This is a genomic window from Nocardia thailandica NBRC 100428, assembly GCF_000308795.1.
Lineage (GTDB): Bacteria > Actinomycetota > Actinomycetes > Mycobacteriales > Mycobacteriaceae > Nocardia > Nocardia thailandica.
The window spans coordinates 22,160-47,211 of record NZ_BAGK01000128.1 but is presented as its reverse complement, the minus strand read 5'-3'; the positions used below and the strand labels follow the sequence as shown (position 1 = coordinate 47,211).

The window sequence follows — 25,052 nt, the reverse complement described above, 5'->3', positions numbered from 1 at the left end:
CGCCCCCGCGCCGTCGCGCACCGTCGCGAACAGCACCGGCGCGGTGCCGGGCGCGGTCGCCTGCTCGGACACCCACGTGTCCATCACCGTGTGCCGCAGAGGGTTTCGGGCCAGCAACGCCTCCGCCGCCGCCGCGAATCCCCCCACATCGAAGGTCACTTCGATCCCCATGTGCCGACACCTCGGACGGTCTTTCACCCTCCACCGGGAACCCGATGCGGCGGTGAACCGTTCGGGGGAGAGGGTGTATCCGTGCGCCCTGGCACGGCGGGAGAGAGGGTCGGCGGTTCGATGGTGGACGAGCGGCAGCACAGGGGGCACGGTGTTCGGTTGGTGGGGTGAACGGGTCGCGCGGTGGCGGTGGCCGGTCATCGGGGTGGTGGCCGCCGGCCTGCTCGGGATGTCGCTGCTCGGTCTCGGCCACGCCGAACGGCTCAGCTCGGGCGGCATGTTCGACCCCGGCTCCGAGTCGGCACAGGCCAGCCGCCTCGCCGACGCCGCGTTCGGGCGCAACCACGACGTGGACGTGGTCGTGCTCTATGTCGCACCGCCCGGAAAGACCGTCGACGACCCGCATTTCGCGGCCACGGTCGTCGCGAGCCTGAACGAGCTGCCCCGCCGGTACCCCGACCAGATCGCCGGGGTGAACGCCGCCTACTGGCCGACGGAGACCGGCAAGCTCAGCGGCGGCGCGGCCGCGACCCCGGACCGCACCCGCGCGGTCGCCGCCCTGGCCCTGCGCGGCGACGACGACACCGCCATGTTGCGCAACTACCGGATCGTCAAGGACGCGTTCGCGATTCCCGGCATCGATGTGCGCGTCGGCGGCCTGCAACCGGTCGCGGGCGCGCTCAACGACACCATCGCCGCCGACATCCACCGGATGGAGCTGCTGGCCTTCCCCGCGGTGGGAGTGCTGTTGTTCTTCGTCTTCGGCGGGCTGGTCGCCGCCGCGCTGCCGCTCGTCGTCGGCGGCCTGACCGTGTTCAGCGCCTTCGGGATCGTGCGCCTGCTGACCGAGGTCACCGAGGTGAACACCTTCGTCTCCCCGGTCGTGTCGATGATCGGGCTCGGCCTGGCCATCGACTACGGCCTTTTCGTGGTCAGCCGGTTCCGCGAGGAGCTGGCCGAGGGCCACGACACCGCCGCCGCGGTGCGCCGCACCGTGACGACGGCGGGCCGGACCGTGCTGTTCTCGGCGATCATGATCGTGGCGAGTCTCGGTGGGCTGCTGCTGTTCCCGCAGGGCTTCCTGAAGTCCATCGGGTACGGCGCCATGGCCACCGTCTCGATGGCCGCGCTCACCGCCGTCACCATCCTGCCCGCGCTCCTGGCGGTCCTCGGCCGTCGCGTCGACGCGGGCGGGCTGAAGCGGTTCACCCGGACCCGCACCGCCGAGGAGGTCGAAGCGGGATTCTGGGGCCGCAGCACCCGCTGGGTCATGCGGTATCCGCGCGCGGTTGCCGTCCCGCTGGTCGTGCTGCTGATCGCGCTGATCATCCCGATCGGCAACCTGATCTTCGGCGGCTTCAGCGAGAAGTACCTGCCGCCGGACAACCCGACCCGCCTGGCGCAGACCGAGATCGACACCACCTTCCCCGACCGCCGCTCCGACCCGATCGAGCTGATCTTCACCGGCCGCGACACCACGGCGATCGGCGCGCTGCTGCGCGAGGCCAACGGCGCGCCCGGCCTGGCCGACCCGTTCCCCGCGCCCACCCGGTCGCCCGGCGACCCCGAGATCTTCCGCACCAGCACGACTCTCGTCGACTCCGGCCAGGCGGGCACCACCGTCGACCACCTGCGCGGCCTCGACCGGCCCGAGGGGGTGCGCATGCTCGTCGGGGGCATGCCCGCCCTGCAGTACGACACCATCAACGCCCTGCTCTACCGGCTGCCGATCATGATCGCCCTGGTCGTGCTGGTCACCACCGTGCTGATGCTGCTCACCTTCGGCTCGCTGGTGCTGCCGATCAAGGCGGCGCTGATGAGCGCGCTCGGCCTCGGTTCCACCCTGGGCATCCTGACCTGGATCTTCGTCGACGGGCACGGCGCCGGGCTGCTGAACTTCACCCCGCAACCCATCCAGGCGAACATCCTGGTGGTGATCATGGCCGTGGTCTACGGCCTGTCGACCGACTACGAGGTGTTCCTGCTCTCCCGCATGGTCGAGGCCCGTGCCCGCGGCGCCTCGACCACCGACGCCGTGCGCATCGGCACCGCGCACACGGGACGCATCATCACCGCGGCCGCGCTGATCCTGCTGGTGGTCGTCGGCGCCTTCGCGCTGTCGGACCTGGTCATGATGCAGTACATCGCCTACGGCATGATCGCCGCGCTGGTCATCGACGCCACCCTCCTGCGCATGCTGCTCGTCCCGGCCACCATGCGCCTGCTCGGCGACCGGTGCTGGTGGGCGCCGGCGTGGCTGGAACGGTGGCAGCGCCGGGCCGGGCTGGGCGAGGTCGTCCTCGACGACGAACCGCCCGGCCCCGCCACCGATCTCGTGCCCAGCGGCCCGGTCAGGCGATGAGGAACCGGCCGAGCTGGGGGATGGCCTCGCCGGGATGGGTCGCGTGGAAGCCCTCGCCCAGCGCGCGCAGCTTCCAGTCGGGCCCGTCGCGGAAGACCACGGCCATCACCAGCGCGGTGTAGGGCATGCCGCCGCGCAGTGCGAAGCGGGCGAGCTCCGCGTTGTCGGCGCCGTCGACCAGGCGGCAGAACGCGTTGTTGATCTGCTCGAAGGTGTGGCCCTTGTAGGAGGTCACCAGGAACACCAGCGTGGTGACCCGCTCCGGGACCCGGGTGAGGTCGACCAGGATGATCTCGTCGTCGCCGTCGCCCTCACCGGTCAGGTTGTCGCCCAGGTGCCGGACCGAGCCGTCCTTGGCGGTGAGCTGGCCGTAGTAGGCGACGTCGACGAGCTGGTGTCCGGAGAACAGGCACACCGAGGAGTCGAGGTCGATGTCGACGAGCCGGTTGCCGCCGTAGCCGTTGCGGCGGATCGGGTCCCAGCCGAGGCCCATCTTGACGAAGCTCAGCGCCGACCCGGTCCGCTTGCGCAGGGTGATCTGGTGGCCCCGTTCGAGCGCGATCGGGTACTCCGGTTGCAGCGGCAGGTCCAGCGGGCGGATCACCGGGCCGTCCTGGGCGGGCTGTCGCGGCCGCCACCCGTCGTCGGGCACCTGGATCGTGCGCGTGGGCGGGGCGAATGCGGGTGCGCCCGCCGGCGTTTCGGTGAGGACCGACGCCGGGCGCGGGGCCCGCGCCCGGCCGTTGAGCCGCACGCCGTGCTCGGTGAGCAGCGCGGCGAAACCGTCGGGGCGGCCCTCGCCGACGGCGCGGACCCGCCAGGCCGTGCCGTCCCGGTACAGATCGAGCGCCACCACGGCCGATTCCTCGGTCAGCCCGTCGATGCGATAGGTGTACAGATCGTGGCCCGCCGCGTCGGCCACCGTGGCGACCGGCGGGGCGTAGCGCCCCAGCGCGGCGTTCGGGCCGTCCAGCGCCACCACGATCCGGATCCGCTCGACCGCCGCGCCCACCGCCGCCAGCGACACCGCCAGCCAGGCGGGTTGACCGGCCGAGCCGGGCAGCAGCGCGACACCGGTCCCGCTGGGCTGGTTGTAGAAGACGAAATCGTCGTCGGCGCCGACGACGCCGTCGGCGCCGACCAGCAGCGCCGAGACGTCCACCGGTGCGTCGGTGTCGACGATGACCGCCAGATCGTGCTCGGCGAGGTCGCCGCTGTGCCCCTGCGTCAGGTGTTCGGCCACCACGAGCCCCCTCGAGTCGTCGATGTGTTCTCCGGCCCACTGTAATGTGGTTGACCGCCGAATCGGGTTGCATGACAACGGTTAGCGATTCGAGACCAGGAACGGAAGACAGTTTGAAAGCGATCGTGCTCTTTGCCAGTATCACCTGCAACACCGAGGAGATCGCGGATCTGCTCGCGACCGGCCTCGGCGAGGCGGGCGTGACGACGGAGGTCAAGCAGATCTTCGCCGTCGACGCCGCGGAACTGTCCGGCTACGACATCGTCGCGCTCGGCTCCTACACGTGGATGGAGGGCGAGCTGGCCGACGAGTGCCTCGCGCTCTACCACGCGCTCGACACCGTCGATCTCAGCGGCAAACTCGGCCTGGCCTTCGGGTCCTGCGACGCCGCCTACAGCCCCTACCGGCGCGGCGGTCGACCTGCTCGACGACAAGTTGCGCAGCCGCGGCGCGCTGGTCGCCGAGCCGCTCAAGGTCCCGGTGTGGCCGGGTCCCGACGCCAAGGAACGTTGCGTGCAGGCGGGTCGCGCGCTCGGCGGGCGCCGCGCCGCCTGACCCGCCCGGGGCCGGGCGACACGCACGACGGCGATAGCGCGCGACGAAATCGGGTATCCCCCGGACGAGCCAGACCGGTCTCCTGCCCAGCGTCGTGCAGGCCGCGCTCCGTGAAGGTTCGGCCGCCGGGACCGCCCCGCCACCCGGGGCGGTCCCGGCGTGTTCCGCCGGCGGCGACGAAGGACGAGACGAGGACGACACGGCCGCGGTGCGGGTGCCGAGGGGGACGCGACCGCCGACCGAGCCCGCCGCGCGGACTCGCCCGGCGATGTTTCTAGAACACGTTATAGTCGACCACGCGGCAACGGTGCCGAGCGCGCATCGGCCGGAAGGTGGTACGCGTGCAGTCCTGGGATTACTCGGCCGATGTCGTCGTGGCGGGCTACGGCGGCGCGGGCGTGGTCACGGCGCTGGCGGCGCGGGAGGCGGGCGCCGACGTGCTCGCCCTCGACCGCTACCTCGGCGGTGGCGCGACCACCCTGTCCGGCGGGATCATCTACGCGGGCGCGGGCACCTGGGTACAGCGCGCGGCGGGCGTCGACGACGACGTCGAGAACATGCTCGCCTATCTCGAGGCCGAGGTCGGCGACGCGGTGCGCCCGGAGACGCTGCGCCGGTTCTGCGAGGAGTCCCCGGCGATGATCGACTGGCTGACCGCGCACGGCGTGCCCTTCGAGGCGTCCCTCGCCCCCTACAAGACCTCCTATCCGACCGACGACTACTACCTGTACTACTCCGGCAGCGAGAACTCCGGCGGCTACCGCGATCTGGCGAAGCCGCGCCAGCGCGGCCATCGCGCGCACGGGCCCGGCGTCTCGGGCAAGAAGGTGTTCGCGCCGCTGGCCGAGTCGGCCGCCCGCCACGGCGTCCGGGTGCGCACCGGCACCCGGGTGACCCGCCTGGTGGTCGAGGGCGGCCGGGTCGTCGGCGTCGAGGCGATCACGCTCGAGCACGCGCCGGTCGCGGTGCGCCGCCGGTTCGCGCTGCTGGCCCGTGTCTCCGCCAAACCCGGTGTGTACCACCCGGGTCTGCGCCGCGCCGCGCAGGCGCAGCTCGACCGTATCGAGCACCGGCACGGGGTGCCGGTGCGGATCGGCGCGCGCGCCGCCGTCGTCCTGACGACCGGCGGATTCATCGCCCACGAGGCGATGGTGGCCGAGCACGCGCCCACCTATCCCTGGTCGGAGGGCCTGCCGCTGGGGACCGCGGCGGACGACGGCAGCGGCATCACCATGGCCGTCGACGCCGGCGCCGCGACCGCCAAGATGGACTCGCTGTCGACGTGGCGGTTCATCGCGCCGCCGAGCGCGTTCTTCGGCGCGCTCGCCGTGGATGTCACCGGGCGGCGCATGATCGACGAATCCCGCTACGGCGCGGCGCTGGGCGCGGCGATCGCGGCGGCGCCGGGCCATCGGGCCTGGCTGCTCATGGACAGCGAGCTGGTGGCCGCCGGGCGCGAGCAGCTCGGCCCGCAGTCGGTGTGGTTCCAGCGCATGCAGACCGAGCGCCTGCTCCGGCTCGGCCGGGTCAGCGGCGGCAGCGTCGAGGAGGTCGCGCGCAAGGCGGGCATCGACCCGGCGGCCCTGCGGGTCACGGTCGACGAGCACAACCGGGCCATCGACGAGCACCGCACCGATCCGTTCGGCAAGCCCGACGACCTCCGCCGCCCGCTGCGCACCGGGCCGTTCACCCTGCTCGACATCTCCTTCAGCGCCCGGCTCACCTACCCGATGCCCATGCTGACCCTGGGTGGCCTCGTCGTGGACGAGGATTCCGGCGCGGTCGTCACCGGCTCCGGCGCCGCGATCCCCGGGCTGTACGCCGCGGGCCGGACCGCGGTGGGGATCTGCTCGAACTCCTATGTCAGCGGCCTGTCGATCGCCGACTGCGTGTTCTCCGGGCGGCGCGCGGGCGCGCACGGCGCGGCCGCGGCGCGCCGGTCCTGAATCCCCGCGACCGCGCGCAATTTCTGTAACAGGTTCTACAGTGTTCGCATGGGAGCCAACCAACGCAAGCAGATCGTGATGTCGGACGAGGAGATCGCCCGTTTCCTGGAGACGAGCCGCATCGCCACGCTGGCCACGCTCGGCAGGGAGGGCGTGGCGCACCTGACCGCCATGTGGTTCGCGCTGCTGGACGGCGAGATCTGGGTCGAGACCAAGGCCAAGTCGCAGAAGGCGGTGAACCTGCGCCGCGATCCGCGGGTCACCGTGCTGGTCGAGGCGGGCGACACCTACGACCAGTTGCGTGGCGTGTCGATCGAGGGCCGCGCCGAGATCGTCGAGGACCCGGAGCGGCTGTTCGCCGTCGGCGTCAGTGTGTGGGAGCGCTACACCGGGCCCTACACCCCGGAGATGCGCCCGTTCGTGGAGCAGATGCTGCACAAGCGGGTGGCGGTGCGGGTCGTGCCGGAACGGATCCGCACGTGGGACCACCGCAAACTGGGCCTGCCCGCCATGCCCCTCGGGGGGACGACGGCCGACGGTTCACCGTCCTGAACGACGGCGGGCCGCCCACGAGAATTAGCCGGACACGGGTGTCCGCGCCGGCGAGGAATTGCGGGGGAATGCCCCGAGAATCAGGGGCAGAGAAATTCGGGTCGATGTGACGGCGTCGCCCTCGGCGTCGTGGACCGGCGCCGGACATCGAATTCGGTGAATTGTTTGGAATCGGCGCAATGTCCGAATTCGTCACCGTCCCGCAGTGCCGGGAGCCACCGCCGCGCTCGGCGGGCTCCCGGCGCCGCCCCGTACTCCTGACATCGGAGAAGGGCGGTCCACCTGCGGTTTCGGTCGGATCAGCGGCCGCCGAAGGAGCCGGTCCAGAGGGTGTTCACGATGCCGTGCAGGGCGGCGCCGAGGGTGTCGATGCCGACCTGGAGGGCCGAGCTGCCGAAGTCGATGATGACGGGAATCATGAGTACATCCTTTTCGTAGCTGAGGCTTGCGTGTTCAACCGGTTGACGAAGGGCGTATCGGCCACGCAATTGCTTCGGTTACACAACTTTATGTCTTCGTGATCGGCGCAACATTGCGGAACCGTAAGCTATGCGCGCCTGGGCCCGGTCACAAGGTGTTTCCCGGTTCCTTCGTCTGTCCGCCCGAACTGCGCGGGAACGGGGGACCGGCGGCGTGATCGCCTCTACGGTGGCCCCGAATCGTCGGTAGTCACGGGTGGAAGTGTGTCGATGCACAGAGTGTCCTGGATCCTTGTCGCGCTGTTCGCGATCGCGGGGATCGAGGCGCTGCTCCTACGCCGCCACCCCGGCTGGCTGGCGCTCGGGGTGACCCTGCCGGTGGGGCTGGCACTGGGCACGCTGGTGTGGTCACTGCGGCACCGACCAATGCGGCTCGAGCCGCTGCCGGAGGAGATCGGCAACGGTCCGGCCCAGATGCTGTCGGACTGGCGGGCGCGGGCCGAGATGCGGGTCTCGCGCGCCGACGGCACGCGCGCGGACTGGGACAGGTACCTGCGCCCCATGCTGGCCAAGGAGTTCGAACTGTCGACCGGCGTGCGGATCTCCCGCAATCGCCGGGCCCTCGAGGCGGCGGGCGAACTGCAGTTCGGCCCGGAGCTGTGGCGGTGGGTCGACCCCGCGAACTCGGCCCTGCGCGACCAGACCGGCCGGGCGCCGGGGCGCGAGGTGCTCGAGGAGATCCTGCACCGGCTCCAGGCCCGCTGAAACGCGCCGCGGCGTGGCGCGCGCGACAGCGCCCTTGACCTTGACACAGTGACAAGGGCTCGAATGGACGGCGAAGGAGGTGGTTGTCGTGAACACAACCCACTACGACGGGCCGGACGCCCGTCTCGTCGCCGCCCTCGCCGCGGGCACGTCCTCGGCGCGGCTGCGGGCCGCCCTGGCCGCGGGGACCTCGGGCGACGCCCGGCTCGTCCCCGCCGTGATCGCGCGGTGCGCGGTCGAGCCGGACTTCTTCGTCCGCGACATGCTGACCTGGGCGCTGTGCCGCATGCCCGCCGCCGAGGTCGTGCCCGGTGTCACGGCCGAACTCGGCGCGGCGGGCGCCCAGGCGCGCAGCCAGGCGCTGCACACGCTGTCCAAGATCGGCGACCGGCGGGTGTACCCCGCGGTGGTCGCGCTGCTCGAGGACGACCACGACGAGGTCGCGCGCAGCGCGTGGCGGGCGGCCGTCGCGCTCGTCCCGCCCGGCGAGGAGGCCGCCCTCGCGGCCCGGCTGGCGCGCTCGCTGGGTCGGGGCGACCTCGACCTGCGACGGAGTCTCAGCCGCGCGCTGGTCGGTCTCGGGGACGCGGCCGTCGCGGCGGTGACGGCCGCCGCGGCGAGCCGCGATCCGCGCGTGCGGGCACACGCCGGGGCGGCCGAGCGGCTGCGCCTCGACCCCGAGAGCGGGTTCGCGATCGACTACGCCGAGCGCGTCGCCGCGACCGGCGTCCAGGGATAGCGGAGGCGGCATGTTGATCGGTGAGGTCTCGCGGCGGTCGGGGGTGAGCACCCGGATGCTGCGGCACTACGACGCGCTCGGCCTGGTGCAGCCGAGTGTCCGCACGCCCGGCGGGTATCGCGAGTACTCCGCCGACGACCTGCGCCGCCTCTTCCACGTCGAGTGCCTGCGCACCCTCGGGCTGTCGCTGGGCGACGCGGGACGCGCGCTCGACGAACCCGGTTTCGCCCCGTCGGAACTCGTCGGCGACCTGATCCGGCACACCCGGGCGCGCATCGCCGCCGAGCAGGAGCTGCTGCGCCACCTGGAACGCATCGACGCCGCCGCCCCGGCGCAGTGGGGTGACGTGCTCGAGATCGTGCCGCTGCTGCGCGGGCTGGACTCCGAGGACAGCGGGCGGCGCCAGCGGGCGGTGCTGTCCCAGCGCGCGGACGGCGGGCTGCCGGTGGAGGCGCTCGTCGCGGCCGCGTTGTCGGAGGACAACCCGAATGTGGCCGGGGCGCTGCGCTGGTCGCTGGCGCGCTCGGCGGGCGCGGGGCTGGCCGAACTGGCGGCCGGCCTGGCCGACGCGGACGTGGCGGTCCGCCGCCGGGCCGTCCTCGCCGTCGCGGCCGTGCCGACCGCCGCCGCCACGGACGTGCTGCGGCCCGCCCTGGCCGACGCGGACGCCGCGGTGCGGGACCGGGCCGCGCTGGCCCTCGGTGGCAGGCAGGTGCCCGCGGCGGTGCCCGCGCTGCTCGCGATGGTGATCGCCGGTCGCTCCGACGTCGAGGCCGCCGAGACGCTGGGCCTGCTCGCGGCCGACGACCCGGAGACCGCCGACACCGTCCTCGCCGCCCTCGGCCGCGCGCTGGCCACCGGCGACGCGCCGACCCGGGTGCGGGTCACCCAGGCGCTGGCCGAGATCCCGGGCGGGGCCGCGCGCGCCGTCCTGTCGGAGCTGACCGGCGACGCGGACCGCGCGGTGGCGGGCACCGCCACCGCGATCCTGCGACACCACGCGCCCGGCGCCTGACCGCCGGGCGTCCGGCCGGCCCGCCTACTGCGCCCCGACGGAGGACAGCAGCATGGGTAGCGCGTTGCCCATCTGGATCTTCCAGGCGTCCCAGTTGTGGCCCTGGGAGGGGACATAGCGTTCGTCGACCTGGGCGCCCAGGCTCTGCAGGTGGTCGACGAAGCGGTAATTCTGTTCGTAGACGGGCTGTTCGACCAGATCGCCCTTGCCGTAGGAGACGAACAGCGGGATGCCGGTCAGCTTCGCGGCCTGGGTGTAGGGGTTGTTCGCCGCCCAGATCGCGCGCCCGGCCGTCGTGGTGTAGTCGCCCCATACCCGCTTCCAGTCGGCCGCGCACCCCTGGCCGGGCTTGTCGGGGTCGCCGGGCGCGCCGGAGTCGTGCAGCGGGTCGACGTTGCCGCTGAAGGCCGCCGCGGACCGGAACCAGCCGGGGTGGTTCGCGGCGAACTTCATCGCGCCGAGGCCGCCCATGGAGTTGCCCGCGACCGCGCGGGTGGTGCTCGCCCGGTATCCGGACTCGAGCAGGGTGCGCACGTCGTCGAGCAGGTACTTCTCCCAGGCGGGCGCGCCGTAGGCGCCGTTGTTGTACCAGTCGGAATACGCGCTGCACCAGCTGGTCTCGGGCAGGACGTAGATGGCGTCGGTGCCCTCGGTGAGCGCGGCGAGATCGCCCTTGTCGGTCCAGGACTTGTGGTCGTCGAACCCGCCGTGCAGCACCCACACCGTCGGCCAGGTGCGGGCGGCGTTCTTGGACCAGCCCGGCGGGAGCAGCAGGCGCACGACCTTGACCGACCAGTCGGGCCCCTCCAGGTTGGGCGAGGAGATGCCGATGTCGAGGATGCGGTCGCTGACCCGGGTCTCCCAGCGCACGGTGCCCGCGGCGGCGTGCGCGGTGACCGGAGTGGTGAAGGAGGCGGCCAGTGCGGTGAGCACGGTGAGCGCGGCCAGTGCCAGCCGGCGGGGTCCGGACATGGTGGGTCCTCTCGGGGGAGATGCGAGTGCATTGCGAATACTAGTGTTCGGCAATAGGTTTCGCGCGGCTTCGAACCGTTCCCGCCGTGTCGCGCGCCGTGTCGCCGTCCCGTCACAACCGCCACCCCGGCGAGTTCGGTGCGCGTCACGAGGTCGGTTGACGGCCCCGGTTCCGGTGGGTCACACTCGGCGCTGACGCCGGGGTGGGAGCGAAGTGTGCGGACGAGGGCAGATATCCGATTCGTGGTTCCCGCCGACGCCGATCACGTCATGGACGCGTTGATCGCGGTCGAGCGGATGCCCGAGTGGTCGGCGTTCTATCACGAGGTCAGGGCGGGCAACCGCGACGCGCGTGGCAGGCCGCTGCGCGCGTTCGTCAGCGGGCGCCTCGGCGGCCGGAGCGACGATCAGGTGCTCGGTTTCAGCTGGACGGACCGCTCGGTCACCTGGTGGGTGGACGACAGCATCATCGGCGCGCGCAGCCGCGGCTGGTTCCGGCTCACCTCCCAGCCGCCGGACACCGTGGTGGACTACCACGCCGAACTCCATCTGCCGCTGCCGATTCCCGGCGTCTTCTACGCGAGGACCCTGCACCGCGCGGCCACCGACGCGGCCGCGCGGTTCGCCGCCTTCGCCGAGAGTTACTGGCGGGAACGCGATTTCTCGACCCCGGACCGCTGAGCCGTCACCAGGCGACGGCGCGCACCCGCAGATCGCGGGCCAGGTGGTCGCGCTGCTCGACGACGAGGCGGCGCAACGCCGCGGGCGCGTCGGCGTTCGCCGCGAGCCAGGCGTCGACGTCGCGCGGCGAATCCGCCGCCGGGAACAGGCCGGTGACGATCCGGCGGGCGATCTCGATGCTGCGCCGCTCCCACACCCCACGCAGCCGGGCGAAGTAGTCGGCGTCGTAGCGACCGATCAGATCGCGCCGCCCGCCCGCCCGGAATCCGGCGATGACGGCGTCGAGCTGGTCGTTGGTCAGCGCGGTGTCGTCGAGCGCGGCGGCCCACGCGCGGGCCTTCACCGCGGGATCGGGCCGGGCGGCCAGGGCGGCGCGGTGCGCGGTGCGGCCCGAGGAGGTGTCGTCGCGGGCGAGTTCGGCGTCCAGGTCGGCCGCGTCGGCGGCGCCGGTGGCGGCCAGGGCCGTCCACAGCAGCCAGCGCAGGTCGGGGTCGAGCGCCAGGCCCGCCGGCGCCGTGGCCGCGCCGGTCAGCACGGCGCGGATGTCGGCGGCGCGCCCGTCGTGCGTCGTCGCCGCGGCCGCGGTCGCCCGCGCCCAGGCCAGCTGCGGGCCCGAACTCGGCTCGGCCGCGTGCAGCGCGCTCCAGCACCGTTCGAGCCAGTCGCCGCGCCACCGGTCGCGGGACTCGCCGGTCAGATAGTGCTCGATGGCGAACCCCGCGTTGGCCAGGACGGCGCCCAGCAGCGCGGTGTTCGCCTCGGCGGGCGCGAAGGCGCCTGCCGCCCGGAGGTAGCGGGCCGGGTCGTACACGCCGTCGCGGGTGGCGTTCCACAGCGCCGACCAGACGAGCCCGCGGGCCAGCGGATCGGTGACGCGGTCGAGCGACCGTTCCACGGTGGCCAGCGACTCCGGGTCGAGGCGCACCTTGGCGTAGGTGAGGTCGCCGTCGTTGAGCAGCCGCAGCGGCGCGGGCGCCAGGTCGACCGGGGTGCGCGCGGCGGCCAGGTCGATGTCGTGCCGCTCCCGCCGCACCAGGTCACCCGCGCCGTCGAAGTCGTAGAGCCCGACCCCGATCCGGTGCGGGCGCGGATCGGTCTGCACGATCTCGGCACCGTCGAGCACGATGGTCGACATGCCGGTCGTCGTCAGCCAGGCCCGCGCCCAGCCGGTCAGGTCCCGGCCGGATTCGGCGGACAGCTCGGTGAGCAGGTCGGCCAGGGTGGTGTTGCCGAAGGCGTTGGCGCGGAAGTAGCGGCGCACCCCGCGGAAGAACGCGTCACGGCCGACATAGGCCACGAGCTGCTTGAGGACGCCCGCCCCCTTGGCGTAGGTGATGCCGTCGAAGTTGAGCTTGGCGGCCTCGAGGTCGGCGATGTCGGCGACGATCGGGTGGGTGGTCGGCAGCTGGTCCTGCGCGTAGGCCCACGCCTTGCGCCGATGGGCGAAGGCGACCCACGCGTCGGTCCACTCGGTGGCCTCCGCGGCCGCGAGCGCGCCCATGTAGTCGGCGAAGGACTCCTTGAGCCACAGGTCGTCCCACCACACCATGGTGACGAGATCGCCGAACCACATGTGCGCCATCTCGTGCAGGATGGTGTTGGCCCTGCCCTCGTACTGGGCGGCCGTGGCGGCGCCCCGGAACACGTAGGCCTCGGTGAAGGTGACCAGCCCCGGGTTCTCCATGGCTCCGAGGTTGTACTCGGGGACGAAGATCTGGTCGTACTTGCCCCACGGATACGGGTAGCCGAAGTGGTCGGCGAAGAAGTCGAGGCCCTGCTTCGTCACCGTGAGGACCGTGTCGGCGTCGAGGTGACGGGCCAGTGACCGGCGGCAGAGCACACCCAGCGGCACCGTGAGATCGCCCCGGCTCCACGATGATTCGACGCGATGGTACGGCCCCGCGGCGATCGCGGTGATGTAGGTCGAGATCGGCAGGGTGGGGGAGAACTCCACCGTGCGGGTGGCGCCGTCGCGGTGTTCGGTCGCGGCGGGCCGGTTGGACACGATCTCCCACGCCGCGTCCGCGGTGACCACGAAGGTGAACGGCGCTTTCATGTCCGGCTGCTCGAAGCAGGCGAACACCCGCCGCGCGTCCGCGGGTTCGTACTGGGTGTAGAGGTAGGTCCGGCCGTCGGCCGGGTCGAGGAACCGGTGCAGGCCCTCGCCGGAGCGGCTGTACACCCCGCTCGCCCGCACCCGCACCACGTGGTGCCCGGTCAGACCCCGTAGCGCGACGCGCGCGCCGTCGTACTCGACCGGGACCGGGGCGCCGTCGACGGTGACCTCCTCGACCGAGGACCCGAGGAAGTCCAGCCACGTCGCCGGGGCGGTGGTGTCGAATTCCACGGTGGTCGTCGTCGGGAACCCCGCGCGCTCCGGATCGGTGGCACCGGACAGATCCAGCTCCACCCGGTAGGAGCGCACGGTGACCGCCGCCGAGCGCGCGGCGGTCTCGGAACGGGACAGGTTCGCGGTAGACACGGCACGATCCTGCCAGTCACCGGCGGATCTCACCCGCGACGGGTGAGGCGACCCGGCGGCGCCCGGGTGAGCCTGGAGGCTTCGGACCCGACGGATCGGAGTGGGTACATGTGCTATCAGCCGAAACCGGCCACACCACGGACCGCGCAGGTCAACCGCGATGCCGCCGCGCGCTACGACCTGGCCGACGTCCAGGACTTCGCCGACGCCAAGCGGGGCCTGATCGCGGAACTGCCGGGCAACGTCGGCGCGGCGGACGGCTCGGTGATCTTCGCGCCGCACGACTTCGACTGGATCGAGGAGGGCGCGGCGCCACCGGACTCGGTGAATCCGAGCCTGTGGCGGCAGTCGCAGCTCATCAAGCTCGGCGGCCTCTACCAGGTCACCGACCGGATCTACCAGGTGCGCAACAACGACATCGCCAACCTGACGGTGATCGAGGGCGACGACGGGCTCGTCGTCGTCGACTGCATGGCCGGGGTGGAGTCGGCCCGGCAGGGCATGGCGCTGATCCGGGCCCACGTCAGCGACAAGCCCGTGGCCGCGATCATCTACACCCACACCCACATCGACCACTACGGCGGCGTCAAGGGCGTGGTCGACCCCGCCGACGTCGCCTCGGGCAAGGTCCCGATCATCGCGCCCGGCACCATCGCCTCCTTCGACAAGTACGCCATCGGGGAGAACGTCGTCGCGGGTAATGCCATGGCGCGCCGCAGCTTCTACGCCTTCGGCGCCCTGCTCGACCTGAACGCCACCGGCCACATCACCTGCGGGATCGGCGTCGCCTCCACCAAGGGGCCCACCGTCTCCTACCTGTCGCCGACCGACGGCATCACCGAGACCGGTGCCCGCCGCGAACTCGCCGGCCTGGAATTCGAGTTCCTGTACGCCCCGGACACCGAGGCGCCCGAGGAGATGCACATCTGGATTCCGGAACTGGCCGCCCTGACCTGCGCCGAGAACCTCAACCACAGCCTGCACAACATCCAGACCCTGCGGGGGGCGCGCACCCGCGACGCCCGCAACTTCGCCCGGTACCTGGACGAGACGCTGGAACGCTGGGGCGATCAGGCGCAGGTGCACTACGGCCCGCACACGTGGCCGATCTGGGGCAACGAGGAGGTGACCGCGCTGATGGAGTCGCAGCGCGACACCTACAAGTTCATCCACGACCAGGCGCTGCGCCTGGCCAACAAGGGCTACACCCCGCTCGAGGCGGCCGAGGTCATCGAGCTGCCCGACCAGCTGGGCCGCACCTGGGCCAACCGCGGCTACCACGGCACCCTGCACCACGACGTGCGCGCGGTATACACGAAGGAACTGGGCATGTGGGACGGCGACCCGGTCTCGCTGCACCCGCACACCCCGGTCGACTCGGCCCGGCGCTTCGTCGAATTCGCCGGTGCCGACGCGATTCTCGCCGAGGGCAGGCGGGCCTTCGACGCGGGGGACTACCGGTGGGCGGCCGAGATCCTGCACAAGCTGGTGTTCGCCGACCCCGGCCACACCGCCGCGCGTGAGCTCCAGGCCGACGCCTACGAGCAGATGGGGTATCAGGCCGAGGGGCCGCAGTGGCGCGGCATCTTCCTGTCCGCGGCCAAGGAGCTACGCCTCGGCGCGCAGCCCGCGCCGTACGTCACCGCCAGCCAGGACTCCATCCTGGCCATGCCGCTGGACATCCTGTTCGACTTCGTCGCGATCCACGTCCTCGGGGACGCGGCCGCGGACGCCGACCTCCGGATCGCGTTCGACTTCACCGACGTCGGTGAGCAGTGGCACCTGTGGGTGCGCCGCGGCGTGCTCAACGCCCGGCGCGGGGTGGGGCCGGAGCCCCAGCTCACCGTCACGGGACCGAAGCCGGCGCTGATCGGGGTCCTGCTGCGCCCGAGCGGCGCCGAGGACCTCGTCGCCTCCGGCGCGGTGACCACCGAGGGCGATCGCTCGGCCCTCGCGCGGCTCGGCGCACTGCTCGACACCTTCGATCCCGCGTTCCCGATCGTCACGCCCTGATCCGGCGGCGGAACGGCCCCGCGACCGTCGCCGGTCGCGGGGCCGTCTCGCACTGCGCGGAGGTGGCTACCACTCCGGGTGGTGCGGCACGGTGAACTCCGTGCCCTGCCGGTCGAGGGCACACAGGGCGCGGCGGTCGTAGCGGTAGCCGAAGTGGACGTCGAGGTCATCGGCCGTCCAGCCGGTGGTGTCGAACTGCACCACCTGGTCGGGAGCGAGGCCGAGGGCGCCGCCGATCTGCCCGACGCTGCCGACGGGCAGCGCGTTGACGATCAGATCGCGGGTCTGTGGCAGATTCCAGTTCCGGTTCCACAGCGCGATCCCGCCGAGGACGTAGAGGCCGGTGGCGGTGCCCGCCTCCGCGGCAAGGCCGTCGAGGATCTGCTGCAGCGTCAGCTGGTCGCCCGCGGTGGCGAGGACGGCGTGCCCGCCGTGGCGGGTGCCGTCGGAATGGATCAGGGTGAAGGTCAGGCCGACTTCGGTCTGCGGATACAGCAGATCGAGCCCGCCGGGAATCTCGGCGATTCTGCCCGCGCGAACGGCCGTGGCAGTGGTGGAACCCATGTTTCATCTCCTATTCGCAGTGCGAGGGGGTAGAGCATCGGGATCGAGAACGTGCCCAGAGAATGCGACAGCGGCCCGCCGGAACAGCACAGCCGGCCGCCCGATCACCGTACCCGCTCTTCCGGGATTCGTTCGAACCAGCTTGATTCCCAACATGATCGGCGGATATGCGCATATCTGCCACCCGGCGGGGCCGCGCCGTATTCGCAAACTACGCAACTCCGCCGATTCGGCACGGCAACCGTCGGTATCTGCGAGGTATTTCCCGGTTTCGCGCCGCTGAGCAGCGTGCGAAAAGTATCGGAATTCGCACCCGTCCGGGAGGCGCCGCACTGTGAAGAATCACATCGCCCGCACGCCTCGTTCCGCCGGACAATTCCCGCCCGGGGAACATCTCGCGTGACGTTTCCCCGAGGTCATCGCCGACCCCCGGGGCGGTGCCCGACACCATTCCCGCCGTCCTCGCCGTGGCGCAGCACGCGGGCCGCTCGGGTCACGACCTGATCCGCGGCGTCGCCACGGCGTACGAGATCCGGATCGCCCAGGCGCGGGGTATCTGCCCGCACGCGCACGAGATCGGTGCGGCCATCGCGACGGCACGGCCGCGGTGCCCGTCGGCGCGGACCTGATATTCACCGCAGCGCTCTCCGGCGCCGCCGAATTCGAGAAGTTCCGGGGCGGTGGTATCGACACCGCGGCCCGCGAATAGGACCGAGTTCGGCACGTCGGCGCTGATCCCGGCGGCGCTGGAATCCATCGGCTACCACGCCGTCATCTGTCCGGTGCCGACCCTGCGGCCGGCGATGCCCGCCGCCGAGACCGGCCTGCGCGAGATCCACGCCGAGGGCGCCCGAACGGGGCTACCGGATCGCAGGCAGCCGCGCTGCCGCCTCTCTATGCCCTGTCGGGCAGCCGCAGCGATCTGCTCGAGGCGGTCGCCGAGAAGGATCGGTCGGTGTTGATACGCGCTACGGCGAATTCGACGCCGGTATCCATGATTTCACCGACGCTGATCGCCCGGCTGCCCGAGACGTGCCATCCGATGGGCGTCGTGCGCACCGCGGTCGGCTGTCTGGGCGCCCGGGATCCGGCGGAGGACGAAGACCCGAAGGCCGTGCGCGCCGCCGTCGCGAGATCAGCCGCGAGTCGGGTTCACATGTTCGCAGTTGCGCACATGTTGTCCTAGGATGGTGCGGGACGTGAGGAGGTCGGAATCGTGCTGGAGGTGCTGGGGCATCGGGGATTCCGCCGGTTGTTCACCGCGCAGGTGGTCGCGCTCGTGGGCACGGGGCTGCTCACGGTGGCGCTCGGCCTGCTGGCCTACGACCTGGCCGGCGCCGCCGCCGGTGCGGTGCTCGGCACCGCCCTGGCGATCAAGATGGCCGCCTATGTCGGTGTGGCGCCGGTGATCTCGGCGGTGACCGATCGGGTGCCCCGGCGGACGCTGCTGGTCTCGGCGGACGCCGTGCGCGCGGCTGTCGCGGTGCTGTTGCCGTTCGTCGGGCAGGTCTGGCAGGTCTATCTGCTGATCTTCGTGTTGCAGGCGGCCTCGGCGACCTTCACGCCCGCGTTCCAGTCCGTGATCCCCGGCCTGCTGCCGCGCGAGGAGGACTACACCCGCGGGTTGTCCCTGTCGCGCCTGGCCTACGACCTGGAGTCGCTGCTGAGCCCCGTGCTCGCCGCGCTGCTGTTGACCGTCGTGGGCTATCACCTGCTGTTCGCCGGTACCGCGCTGGGGTTCGTGGCCTCCGCCGTGCTGGTGTCGGGCACCGCGCTGCCGCGGCCGGTCGCGGCGGATCGCTCGGCGCCGCTGACCCGGCGCATCACCGCGGGCGCGCGGATCATGGCCGGTGACCCGGTGCTGCGCGGGCTGCTGGCGCTGAACGCGGCCGTGGCCGCCGCGACCGCCACCGTGGTCGTGAACACGGTGGTCCTCGCGCGGGGCCTGCTCGGCGGGTCGGGTGCCGCGGTCGCGCTGGCGCTCGGCTGTTACGGCGCGGGATCGATGGCCGTCGCGCTCGCGGTCCCGCGCCTGCTCGGCCGGTACACCGATCGGCGGCTCATGCTGGCCGGGGCGGCGCTGCTGCCCGGCGGGTTGTTCGCGGCCGCCGTGCTCGCCGCCGGATCGTGGTCCGGGGTCGCGGGCTGGGCGCTGCTGGCGGCGGCGTGGCCGGTCCTCGGCGCGGGCACCTCGCTGATCTCCACCCCGTCGGCGCGGCTGCTGCGCGCCCGGTCGACCGAGACCACCCGGCCCGCCGTGTTCACCGCCCAGTTCTCCCTGTCCCACGCCTGTTTCCTGATCACCTACCCGATCGCGGGATGGGTCGGCGCGACGGGCGGGCAGTTCGCCGCCGCGGTCCTGCTCGCCGGGCTGGCTACACTGGCCGGAATCGCGGCCGCGCACCTGTGGCCGGCGAGCGTGCCCTCGGACGCCGAGGCGGTGACAGCGGGAAGGCGGTGACGGCGATGGGCGGCGGCGATCACGGCGCCGGCGCGAGCGCGGCGCCGCCCAGCCTGGTCCACGCCGTCGAGCCCGACCGCGCCCGCCTCGACGCCGCGACGTCGGCGTTCCGGATGCTCGCCGACCCCACCCGCCTGCACCTGCTGTGGCGGCTGACCGAGGGCGAGGCCGACGTCACCGCCCTGACCGAGGCGTGCGGCGCCTCCCGCACCGCGGTCAGCCAGCACCTGGCCAAACTCCGCTTCACCGGCATGGTCGAGACCCGTCGCGACGGACGGCGCATCGTGTACCGCATCCGCGACGGTCACCTCACCCGGCTGGTCCGCGAGGGCCTCAACCTCGCCGACCACCTCGTCACCGGCGAAGGTCCGCACGAATAACCACCGCGGCCTCGCCGTGCGCGCGCACGACCCGTCGGCTGCCTCACCGGCGCGCCCGGAGGGCGGAGAGCGCCCTGTCACCGGAATGTCACCGATGCGGAGCGCAGTGCCCGATGCGGCCCGCAGATGCGGACAATATGCTGTGGAAGTGACGAATCTGCGGATCAGTGAGGCGGCCGCCCTGATGGGGGTCAGCGACGATACCGTGCGCCGGTACCTCGATCAGGGCAGGCTGACCGCGATCCAGCTGGAGAACGGGCGCAAGGGGATCTCCGGCCGGGAACTGGCCGACTTCCTCGCCGCGGGCGCGGGCGAGGCGGCCGACGCCGGGGTCACCGTCGCCAGCTCGGCGCGGAACCGGATGCGCGGGATCGTCACCCGGATCGTGAAGGACACCGTGATGGCGCAGGTCGAGATGCAGGCCGGGCCGTTCCGGCTGGTCTCGCTGATGAGCCGGGATTCGGTCGACGAGCTCGGGCTCGAGGTCGGCAGCGTCGCGGTGGCCTCGGTCAAATCCACGCATGTCGTCGTCGAGATCCCGGAGAGCTGACGAGGTGAACCCCATGATGCGCAGTGTCGGCGCGGTGGTCGCGGCGGGCGCGGTGGCGCTGGCCGCGACCAGCTGCGGCAGCGACCGGGCGGCCCCGAGCGACGGCGTCGGGGGGACGGTGACGGTGTTCGCGGCGGCGTCGCTGACCGAGACCTTCACCGCGCTGGGCGAGCGGTTCGAGGCCGCCCACCCGGGCACGAGGGTGGTGTTCAGCTTCGGGGCCAGTTCGGCGCTGGCCCAGCAGATCCAGCAGGGCGCGCCGGCCGACGTGTTCGCCTCGGCGGCGCCGAAGAACATGCAGCAGGTGGTCGACGCGGGCGAGGTCACCGCGACACCGGTGACCTTCGTGCGCAACCGCCTGGAGATCGCGGTCCCCCCGGGCAATCCCGGCCGGATCGCCGGGCTCACCGATTTCGCGAACCCCGACGAGAAGATCGCGCTGTGCGCGGAGCAGGTGCCCTGCGGCGCGGCCGCGAAGACGGTGTTCGAGGCCGCCGGGATCACCCCACGACCCGACACCCGCGAAGCCGACGTCAAGGCCGTGCTCACCAAGGTCACCCTCGGCGAGGTGGACGCCGCCCTGGTCTACCGCACCGACGTGCGGGCCGCGGGCGGCAAGGTCACCGGCATCGACTTCCCCGAATCGGCCGAGGCGATCAACGACTACCCGATCGCGCCCTTGGCCACGGCTCCCAACGCCGCCGCCGCGGCCGCGTTCGTGACCTTCATCGGATCCGCCGAGGCCGGGGCCGTCTTCGCGCAGGCCGGGTTCGAGACGCCGTGACGACGAGCACCCGGCGACGATCGGCACGGGCCGGGCGCCCGCTGATCCTCGTGCTGCCCGCCGTCATGGCGCTGGCCTTCCTGGTCCTGCCCATGATCGGGCTGCTGGCGCGCGCGCCCTGGCGCACCCTGCCCGAGCGGCTGACCAGCGCCGAAGTGGGCCAGGCGCTGCGGCTTTCGCTGGTGTGCGCGAGCTCGGCCACCGTCCTGTGCCTGATCTTCGGAATCCCGTTGGCGTGGCTGCTGGCTCGCGGCGAGGTCCGGGGGCGGGGGTTCGTGCGGGCGCTGGTGACGGTGCCGCTCGTGCTGCCGCCCGTCGTGGGCGGTGTCGCGCTGCTGCTGGTGCTCGGCAGGCGCGGGCTGATCGGGCGCCACCTCGACGAGTGGTTCGGTGTCTCGCTGCCGTTCACCACCGCCGGGGTGATCGTGGCCGAGGCGTTCGTGGCGATGCCGTTCCTCGTCATCACCGTGGAAGGCGCCCTGCGCGCGAGCGATCCGCGCTATGAGGAGGCCGCGGCCACCCTCGGCGCGTCGCGGTGGCTGACGTTCCGGCGGGTCACCCTGCCCGCGATCATGCCCGGCGTCGTCGCGGGCGCGGTGCTGTGCTGGGCCCGCGCCCTGGGGGAGTTCGGCGCCACCATCACCTTCGCGGGTAGTTTCCCCGGCACCACCACGACCATGCCGCTCGCGGTGTACCTGGCGCTCGAGACCGACCCCGAGGACGCGATCGTGCTGAGCATCGTGCTGCTCGCGGTGTCGGTGGCCGTGCTGGCCGCCCTGCGCGACCGGTGGACCAGGGGGCCGCTGTGACGCTGCGGGCATCGCTGGGGGTCGACCGGGGCGCGTTCGCGCTCGACATCGCGTTCGAGGTGGCGCCGGGGGAGGTCGTCGCCCTGCTCGGGCCCAACGGCGCGGGCAAGACCACCGCGCTGCGCGCGCTCGCCGGCCTCACCCCCCTCGACCACGGCGTGGTCGCGCTCGACGACCAGCTCTGGGACGAACCGCCGGGGCGGTTCGTCCCGCCCGAACACCGCAGGGCCGGGGTCGTGTTCCAGGACTACCTGCTCTTCGCCACCATGAGCGCCGTCGAGAACGTCGCCTTCGGGCTGCGCGCCCGTGGTCGACGGCGCGCGGACGCCCGCGCCGAGGCCGCGCGGTGGCTCGACCGGGTCGGCCTCGGCGGGCATCTCGACGCGCGGCCGCGCGCGCTGTCCGGTGGCCAGGCGCAGCGGGTCGCGCTGGCGCGGGCGCTGGCCACCGACCCCGCCGTCCTGCTCCTCGACGAACCGCTGGCCGCGCTCGACGCGGGCACCCGCCTGCGGGTGCGGGCCGAACTGGGCCACCATCTGGCCGATTTCGCCGGGCACACCGTGCTCGTCACCCACGACCCGCTCGACGCCATGGTGCTGGCGGACCGGCTCGTCATCATCGAGAACGGGCGGATCGTCCAGGAGGGCGCGCCGACCGAGGTCGCCCGGCGCCCGCGCACCGACTACGTCGCGAACCTGGTCGGGCTCAACCTGTATCGGGGCGTCGCCGATCGGACGACGGTCACCGTCGCGGACGGCGGCGCGTTCACCGTCGCCGAACCCGCCCGTGGCCCGGTGTATCTCGCCTTCCCGCCCAGCGCCGTCGCCCTGTACCCGGAGCCGCCGGTCGGCAGCCCGCGCAACACGTGGCCCGTCACCGTCGCCGGCGTCGAGCAGCACGCCCACCTCACCCGGATCCGCCTCGACGGCGCGCCCGCCGTGCTGGCCGAGGTCACCCCGGCCACGGTCGCCGACCTGCGGGTGCAGAGCGGGCTGCGGCTGTGGGCCTCGGTGAAGGCGACCGAGATCCGCACCTACCCGGCCTGACTCCGCCGTCCGACGGACCCTTGTGCTCCGCGCGCAATCTTCGATACAGTTTGTCTCGAAATTTTGAAACACTCTGTCTCGCAGGAGGTGCCGTGCGTCCCCCCGACCCCCGGACCGTGCGCAGCCGGGAGAGCGCCCTGGCCGCCGCCCGCGCGCTGCTGATCGATCAGGGATTGGCCGGGATCACCCACGGCGCGGTCGCCGCGCGCAGCGGCCTGAGCCGGGCCACGCTCTACCGGCTCTGGCCCGAGCCGGCCGACCTGGTCCGCGCGACCCTGACCCTGCACATCGAGCGCGCCCGCCCCGCCTCGACCGGCGACCTGCGGGCCGACCTGTGCGCCGCGCTGTCGGCGGCCCGCGCCATGCTGCACGAGCCCGTCACCGAACAGGGGATGCGGGTGATGATCGAACGGGCCGGGGTCGACCCGGCCTTCGCCGAGGTGAAAGAGGCGCTGTACCAGGCGGGTACGCGCTCGGTGCGCGAGACCCTGACGGCCGCGGTGGACCGGGGCGAGCTCCCCGCCCGCCTCGACGTCGACCTGGCCGTCGATCTGCTCCTCGGACCGCTGTTCTTCCGCAGGCTCGTCGCGCACCGCGCCTTCGGCGACGACCACGTCCACGCCGTCGTCGACGACTTCCTGCGCGGCCGTCCACCGCGGCACCCGACCCCCGAAAGTGCGTGACCCCATGCCCGATACCGCCGCCCGCGCCGCGGCCCCTGTTCCCGCCACCGCCCGGGTCGCGACCGCGCTCGTCGCCGTCGTCACCCTCGTCGGCGCGCCGCTCGCCGACTTCCTCGTTCCGGGCGGCGCGGCCCAGCACCTACGCAACGACGCGTGGCCGCCGCACGCCAAGTTCCACGACGCGCAGTACATCGGCATGTCCGTCCTGCTCGGCCTGCTGGCCCTCGCGCTGGTCCTGCGCCGCGGTGACGGCGCGCGGTCACGGGTGTGGACGGCGTGCGCGATCCTGTCCACGCCGTGGCTCGGCCTGCTCGCCGCGGGCCTCTTCCCCGGCACGGCGGTCCAGGATCCCGGTTTCGACAATCCGACGGTGCTCGGCCTGCACCCCCAGGTCCTGCTCGCGCTGGTCCTGCTCGGCGCGCTGGCCGCCGCCGCGCTGTCGCTCGTCCGCGCGCGGCGCTGACCGGGCCGGGCGGTCAGGCGGCCGCGTGTCCGGACGGGTAATCCGCCGCGTCCGTGGTGTATTCGGCGTGGCCGTAGATCGCCAGCTCGCGCCGGATGGTGCGGATGGCGTAGCGATCGATCGGCCCGCGTGCCCACGGCCTGCCGCCCAGCGCGATCGCCCCGACGAAGCGGCCGAGCACGAACGGCGCGGTGAGTGCGATCCGGACCGCGTCCCCGGCCCGGAAGTCGACGCTCATGGCGGCGGCGGCCGCGCGGTCGCCGCCGCAGAAGCCGAGGAAGAACAGTCTGCTCCAGCTCCGCTCGACCGCGTCGGCGATCCGGTCCCGTGGGGTGCGGCCCGGGCGCAGATACGCGGCCATGGTCGAGCGCACGAGCTCGCCGCAGGTGGCGTCGTCGAAATCGGCCCGCAGCATCGCGGCCCGGGCGTGCAGCACGTCGACGATGCCCGCCGCGGTGGTGGGCAGCAGTTCCTCGGGCAGGCCGAGCAGGAAGCACCGGTAGCGGCAGAACTCGAGCATCGCCCGTTCCCGCGCGTCGAACTCGCGGCCGCGGTGCACCGCGAGCGCGGCGAGGATGTACATGTTGATCAGCCCCGCGGGCATCTGATCCACCTGCGGCACGGGGACGCCGTAGACCGCGGCGTCCCAGCGGTCCGACCGCGCGAGCGCGTTCACGCGGACCATCGAGTGCATGAGGCGGACCATGGCCGCGGCCTCGAAACCCTCGCCGTCGCGCCGCAGGGCGTTCGGCAGCGTGGTGATCGAGAAGAACGTCGCGGTCTCGTGCACCCGCCGCGCCGCGCGCCGCCCCGACAGGGCGCCGGTCAGCGTCATCGGCAGGGCCGCATAGGTATTGAGGAAGGTCGCCAGGAAGGCGCCCCGGATCAGGAAGGGCGACAGGAACGCCGCCCCGATCCGCAGGTGCCGGGCGCCCCGCTCCACCAGGTCCATGTCCACCCAGTCCGGAGTCGCCTCCATCGCGGCCAGGAAGGCGCGCAGTTCCGCGGGCGCGCCGGGCACCGCGTCGACCCCCTCCCGGCACGCCCGGCGCAGCATGCGGATCAGGCCGGGGACGCCGTACTCGCGCACCAGGCTCGCGTAGGGGTCGGCGACCGCGTCGCCGAGCATCGTCGCGGTGCGCATCAGTTCGACGATGCGGTCGTCGTCCAGCAGGGGCGCGCGCTCGCCCCGCCAGGCGGGCAGCGTCGACTCGACGGCGGGATCGGTGGTGAACCGGTAGGGCGTGTGGTCGAAGTCGATCGCGCCGTAGAGCCCGGGCTGGGCTTCGCGCTGGCCGCGCGCGCGGCGATCGAGCTCGGGGTAGTGGAGCGTCATCGGGAGCCTCAACTTTCACCTTGTCAGTTAGAGACTGACAGGGTGTAAGTTATGCTGTCAA

The 25,052-nt window shown here is 72.6% G+C and carries 23 protein-coding genes and 1 pseudogene; 19 read left to right on the top strand and 5 right to left on the bottom strand.

Going from position 1 to position 25,052, the window contains the following annotated elements:
- The first annotated feature begins 322 nt into the window (after positions 1-322).
- Positions 323-2,533 carry an MMPL family transporter gene (locus tag ON36_RS14535; RefSeq protein WP_052313988.1) on the top strand — a complete coding sequence of 737 codons (2,211 nt, stop codon included), beginning with the start codon at positions 323-325 and terminating at the stop codon, positions 2,531-2,533.
- On the opposite strand, the gene ON36_RS14530 is transcribed toward ON36_RS14535, so the two are convergent.
- Positions 2,523-3,776 carry a TerD family protein gene (locus tag ON36_RS14530; protein WP_052313990.1) on the bottom strand — a complete coding sequence of 418 codons (1,254 nt, stop codon included), beginning with the start codon at positions 3,774-3,776 and terminating at the stop codon, positions 2,523-2,525. The genes ON36_RS14535 and ON36_RS14530 overlap by 11 nt on opposite strands.
- Before the next feature lie 44 nt (positions 3,777-3,820).
- On the opposite strand from ON36_RS14530, the pseudogene ON36_RS36925 reads away from it, so the two are divergent.
- The 6 genes and pseudogenes from ON36_RS36925 to ON36_RS14505 all read left to right on the top strand — a co-directional run.
- Positions 3,821-4,180 (top strand): annotated as a pseudogene (locus ON36_RS36925) (flavodoxin domain-containing protein); the annotation flags it as partial.
- Positions 4,181-4,672: 492 nt separating this feature from the next.
- Positions 4,673-6,277 (top strand): FAD-binding protein, encoded by a 1,605-nt coding sequence (locus ON36_RS14525; protein ID WP_043652753.1) that lies wholly within the window; start codon positions 4,673-4,675, stop codon positions 6,275-6,277.
- Positions 6,278-6,325: 48 nt separating this feature from the next.
- Entirely contained in the window at positions 6,326-6,829 is a 504-nt protein-coding gene (locus ON36_RS14520; protein WP_043652752.1) for a pyridoxamine 5'-phosphate oxidase family protein, read from the top strand.
- Positions 6,830-7,518: 689 nt separating this feature from the next.
- The gene (locus tag ON36_RS14515) at positions 7,519-8,013 is read left to right on the top strand and encodes a hypothetical protein (protein ID WP_043652777.1); all 495 of its coding nucleotides are present in this window, start codon (positions 7,519-7,521) and stop codon (positions 8,011-8,013) included.
- A gap of 79 nt (positions 8,014-8,092) precedes the next feature.
- Entirely contained in the window at positions 8,093-8,752 is a 660-nt protein-coding gene (locus ON36_RS14510) for a HEAT repeat domain-containing protein (protein WP_174377571.1), read from the top strand.
- Positions 8,753-8,762: 10 nt separating this feature from the next.
- Positions 8,763-9,767, top strand: a complete 1,005-nt coding sequence (locus ON36_RS14505) for a MerR family transcriptional regulator (RefSeq protein WP_043652749.1) — start codon at positions 8,763-8,765, stop codon at positions 9,765-9,767.
- Positions 9,768-9,791: 24 nt separating this feature from the next.
- Here the strand turns inward: ON36_RS14505 and ON36_RS14500 are convergent, their stop codons facing one another.
- The gene (locus ON36_RS14500; protein ID WP_043652747.1) at positions 9,792-10,739 is read right to left on the bottom strand and encodes an alpha/beta hydrolase; all 948 of its coding nucleotides are present in this window, start codon (positions 10,737-10,739) and stop codon (positions 9,792-9,794) included.
- Between the two features lie 243 nt (positions 10,740-10,982).
- On the opposite strand from ON36_RS14500, the gene ON36_RS32735 reads away from it, so the two are divergent.
- Positions 10,983-11,420: an SRPBCC family protein gene (locus tag ON36_RS32735; RefSeq protein WP_052313987.1), complete on the top strand. Its 438-nt coding sequence runs from the start codon at positions 10,983-10,985 to the stop codon at positions 11,418-11,420.
- A gap of 4 nt (positions 11,421-11,424) precedes the next feature.
- Here the strand turns inward: ON36_RS32735 and pepN are convergent, their stop codons facing one another.
- Complete coding sequence (pepN, locus tag ON36_RS14490; protein ID WP_043652745.1) at positions 11,425-13,902, bottom strand: aminopeptidase N; 2,478 nt, start codon at positions 13,900-13,902, stop codon at positions 11,425-11,427.
- A gap of 108 nt (positions 13,903-14,010) precedes the next feature.
- Here pepN and ON36_RS14485 point away from each other — a divergent pair, with 108 nt between their 5' ends.
- The gene (locus ON36_RS14485) at positions 14,011-15,915 is read left to right on the top strand and encodes an alkyl/aryl-sulfatase (RefSeq protein WP_043652742.1); all 1,905 of its coding nucleotides are present in this window, start codon (positions 14,011-14,013) and stop codon (positions 15,913-15,915) included.
- 66 nt (positions 15,916-15,981) lie between these two features.
- On the opposite strand, the gene ON36_RS14480 is transcribed toward ON36_RS14485, so the two are convergent.
- Positions 15,982-16,479, bottom strand: coding sequence for a hypothetical protein (locus tag ON36_RS14480; RefSeq protein WP_043652739.1), 498 nt, complete (start codon positions 16,477-16,479; stop codon positions 15,982-15,984).
- 437 nt (positions 16,480-16,916) lie between these two features.
- On the opposite strand from ON36_RS14480, the gene ON36_RS36165 reads away from it, so the two are divergent.
- From ON36_RS36165 to ON36_RS14430, 10 genes are all read left to right on the top strand, one after another.
- Complete coding sequence (locus tag ON36_RS36165; RefSeq protein WP_043652736.1) at positions 16,917-17,108, top strand: MmgE/PrpD family protein; 192 nt, start codon at positions 16,917-16,919, stop codon at positions 17,106-17,108.
- A 326-nt stretch (positions 17,109-17,434) separates the two neighbouring features.
- The gene (locus tag ON36_RS14470; protein ID WP_157224875.1) at positions 17,435-17,665 is read left to right on the top strand and encodes a hypothetical protein; all 231 of its coding nucleotides are present in this window, start codon (positions 17,435-17,437) and stop codon (positions 17,663-17,665) included.
- 30 nt (positions 17,666-17,695) lie between these two features.
- Positions 17,696-18,940: an MFS transporter gene (locus ON36_RS14465; RefSeq protein ID WP_043652730.1), complete on the top strand. Its 1,245-nt coding sequence runs from the start codon at positions 17,696-17,698 to the stop codon at positions 18,938-18,940.
- A gap of 5 nt (positions 18,941-18,945) precedes the next feature.
- Complete coding sequence (locus ON36_RS14460; RefSeq protein ID WP_052313989.1) at positions 18,946-19,320, top strand: ArsR/SmtB family transcription factor; 375 nt, start codon at positions 18,946-18,948, stop codon at positions 19,318-19,320.
- A gap of 148 nt (positions 19,321-19,468) precedes the next feature.
- On the top strand, positions 19,469-19,870 hold the full coding sequence (locus tag ON36_RS14455; RefSeq protein WP_043652727.1) for a TOBE domain-containing protein: 402 nt from the start codon (positions 19,469-19,471) through the stop codon (positions 19,868-19,870).
- A 13-nt stretch (positions 19,871-19,883) separates the two neighbouring features.
- A complete protein-coding gene (gene modA / locus ON36_RS14450; RefSeq protein WP_043652724.1) occupies positions 19,884-20,654 on the top strand; it encodes a molybdate ABC transporter substrate-binding protein in 771 nt (256 codons plus the stop codon).
- Positions 20,651-21,463 carry a molybdate ABC transporter permease subunit gene (modB, locus tag ON36_RS14445; protein WP_043652722.1) on the top strand — a complete coding sequence of 271 codons (813 nt, stop codon included), beginning with the start codon at positions 20,651-20,653 and terminating at the stop codon, positions 21,461-21,463. Before modA ends, modB begins: the two co-directional genes overlap by 4 nt.
- Positions 21,460-22,509 carry an ABC transporter ATP-binding protein gene (locus ON36_RS14440; protein WP_043652769.1) on the top strand — a complete coding sequence of 350 codons (1,050 nt, stop codon included), beginning with the start codon at positions 21,460-21,462 and terminating at the stop codon, positions 22,507-22,509. The genes modB and ON36_RS14440 overlap by 4 nt, the downstream gene beginning before the upstream one ends.
- Positions 22,510-22,601: 92 nt before the next feature.
- The gene (locus ON36_RS14435) at positions 22,602-23,192 is read left to right on the top strand and encodes a TetR-like C-terminal domain-containing protein (RefSeq protein WP_043652719.1); all 591 of its coding nucleotides are present in this window, start codon (positions 22,602-22,604) and stop codon (positions 23,190-23,192) included.
- 4 nt (positions 23,193-23,196) lie between these two features.
- Entirely contained in the window at positions 23,197-23,655 is a 459-nt protein-coding gene (locus ON36_RS14430) for a DUF6640 family protein (RefSeq protein WP_043652717.1), read from the top strand.
- A gap of 13 nt (positions 23,656-23,668) precedes the next feature.
- On the opposite strand, the gene ON36_RS14425 is transcribed toward ON36_RS14430, so the two are convergent.
- Positions 23,669-24,991 (bottom strand): oxygenase MpaB family protein, encoded by a 1,323-nt coding sequence (locus ON36_RS14425; protein ID WP_043652715.1) that lies wholly within the window; start codon positions 24,989-24,991, stop codon positions 23,669-23,671.
- Between the last annotated feature and the right edge of the window lie 61 nt (positions 24,992-25,052).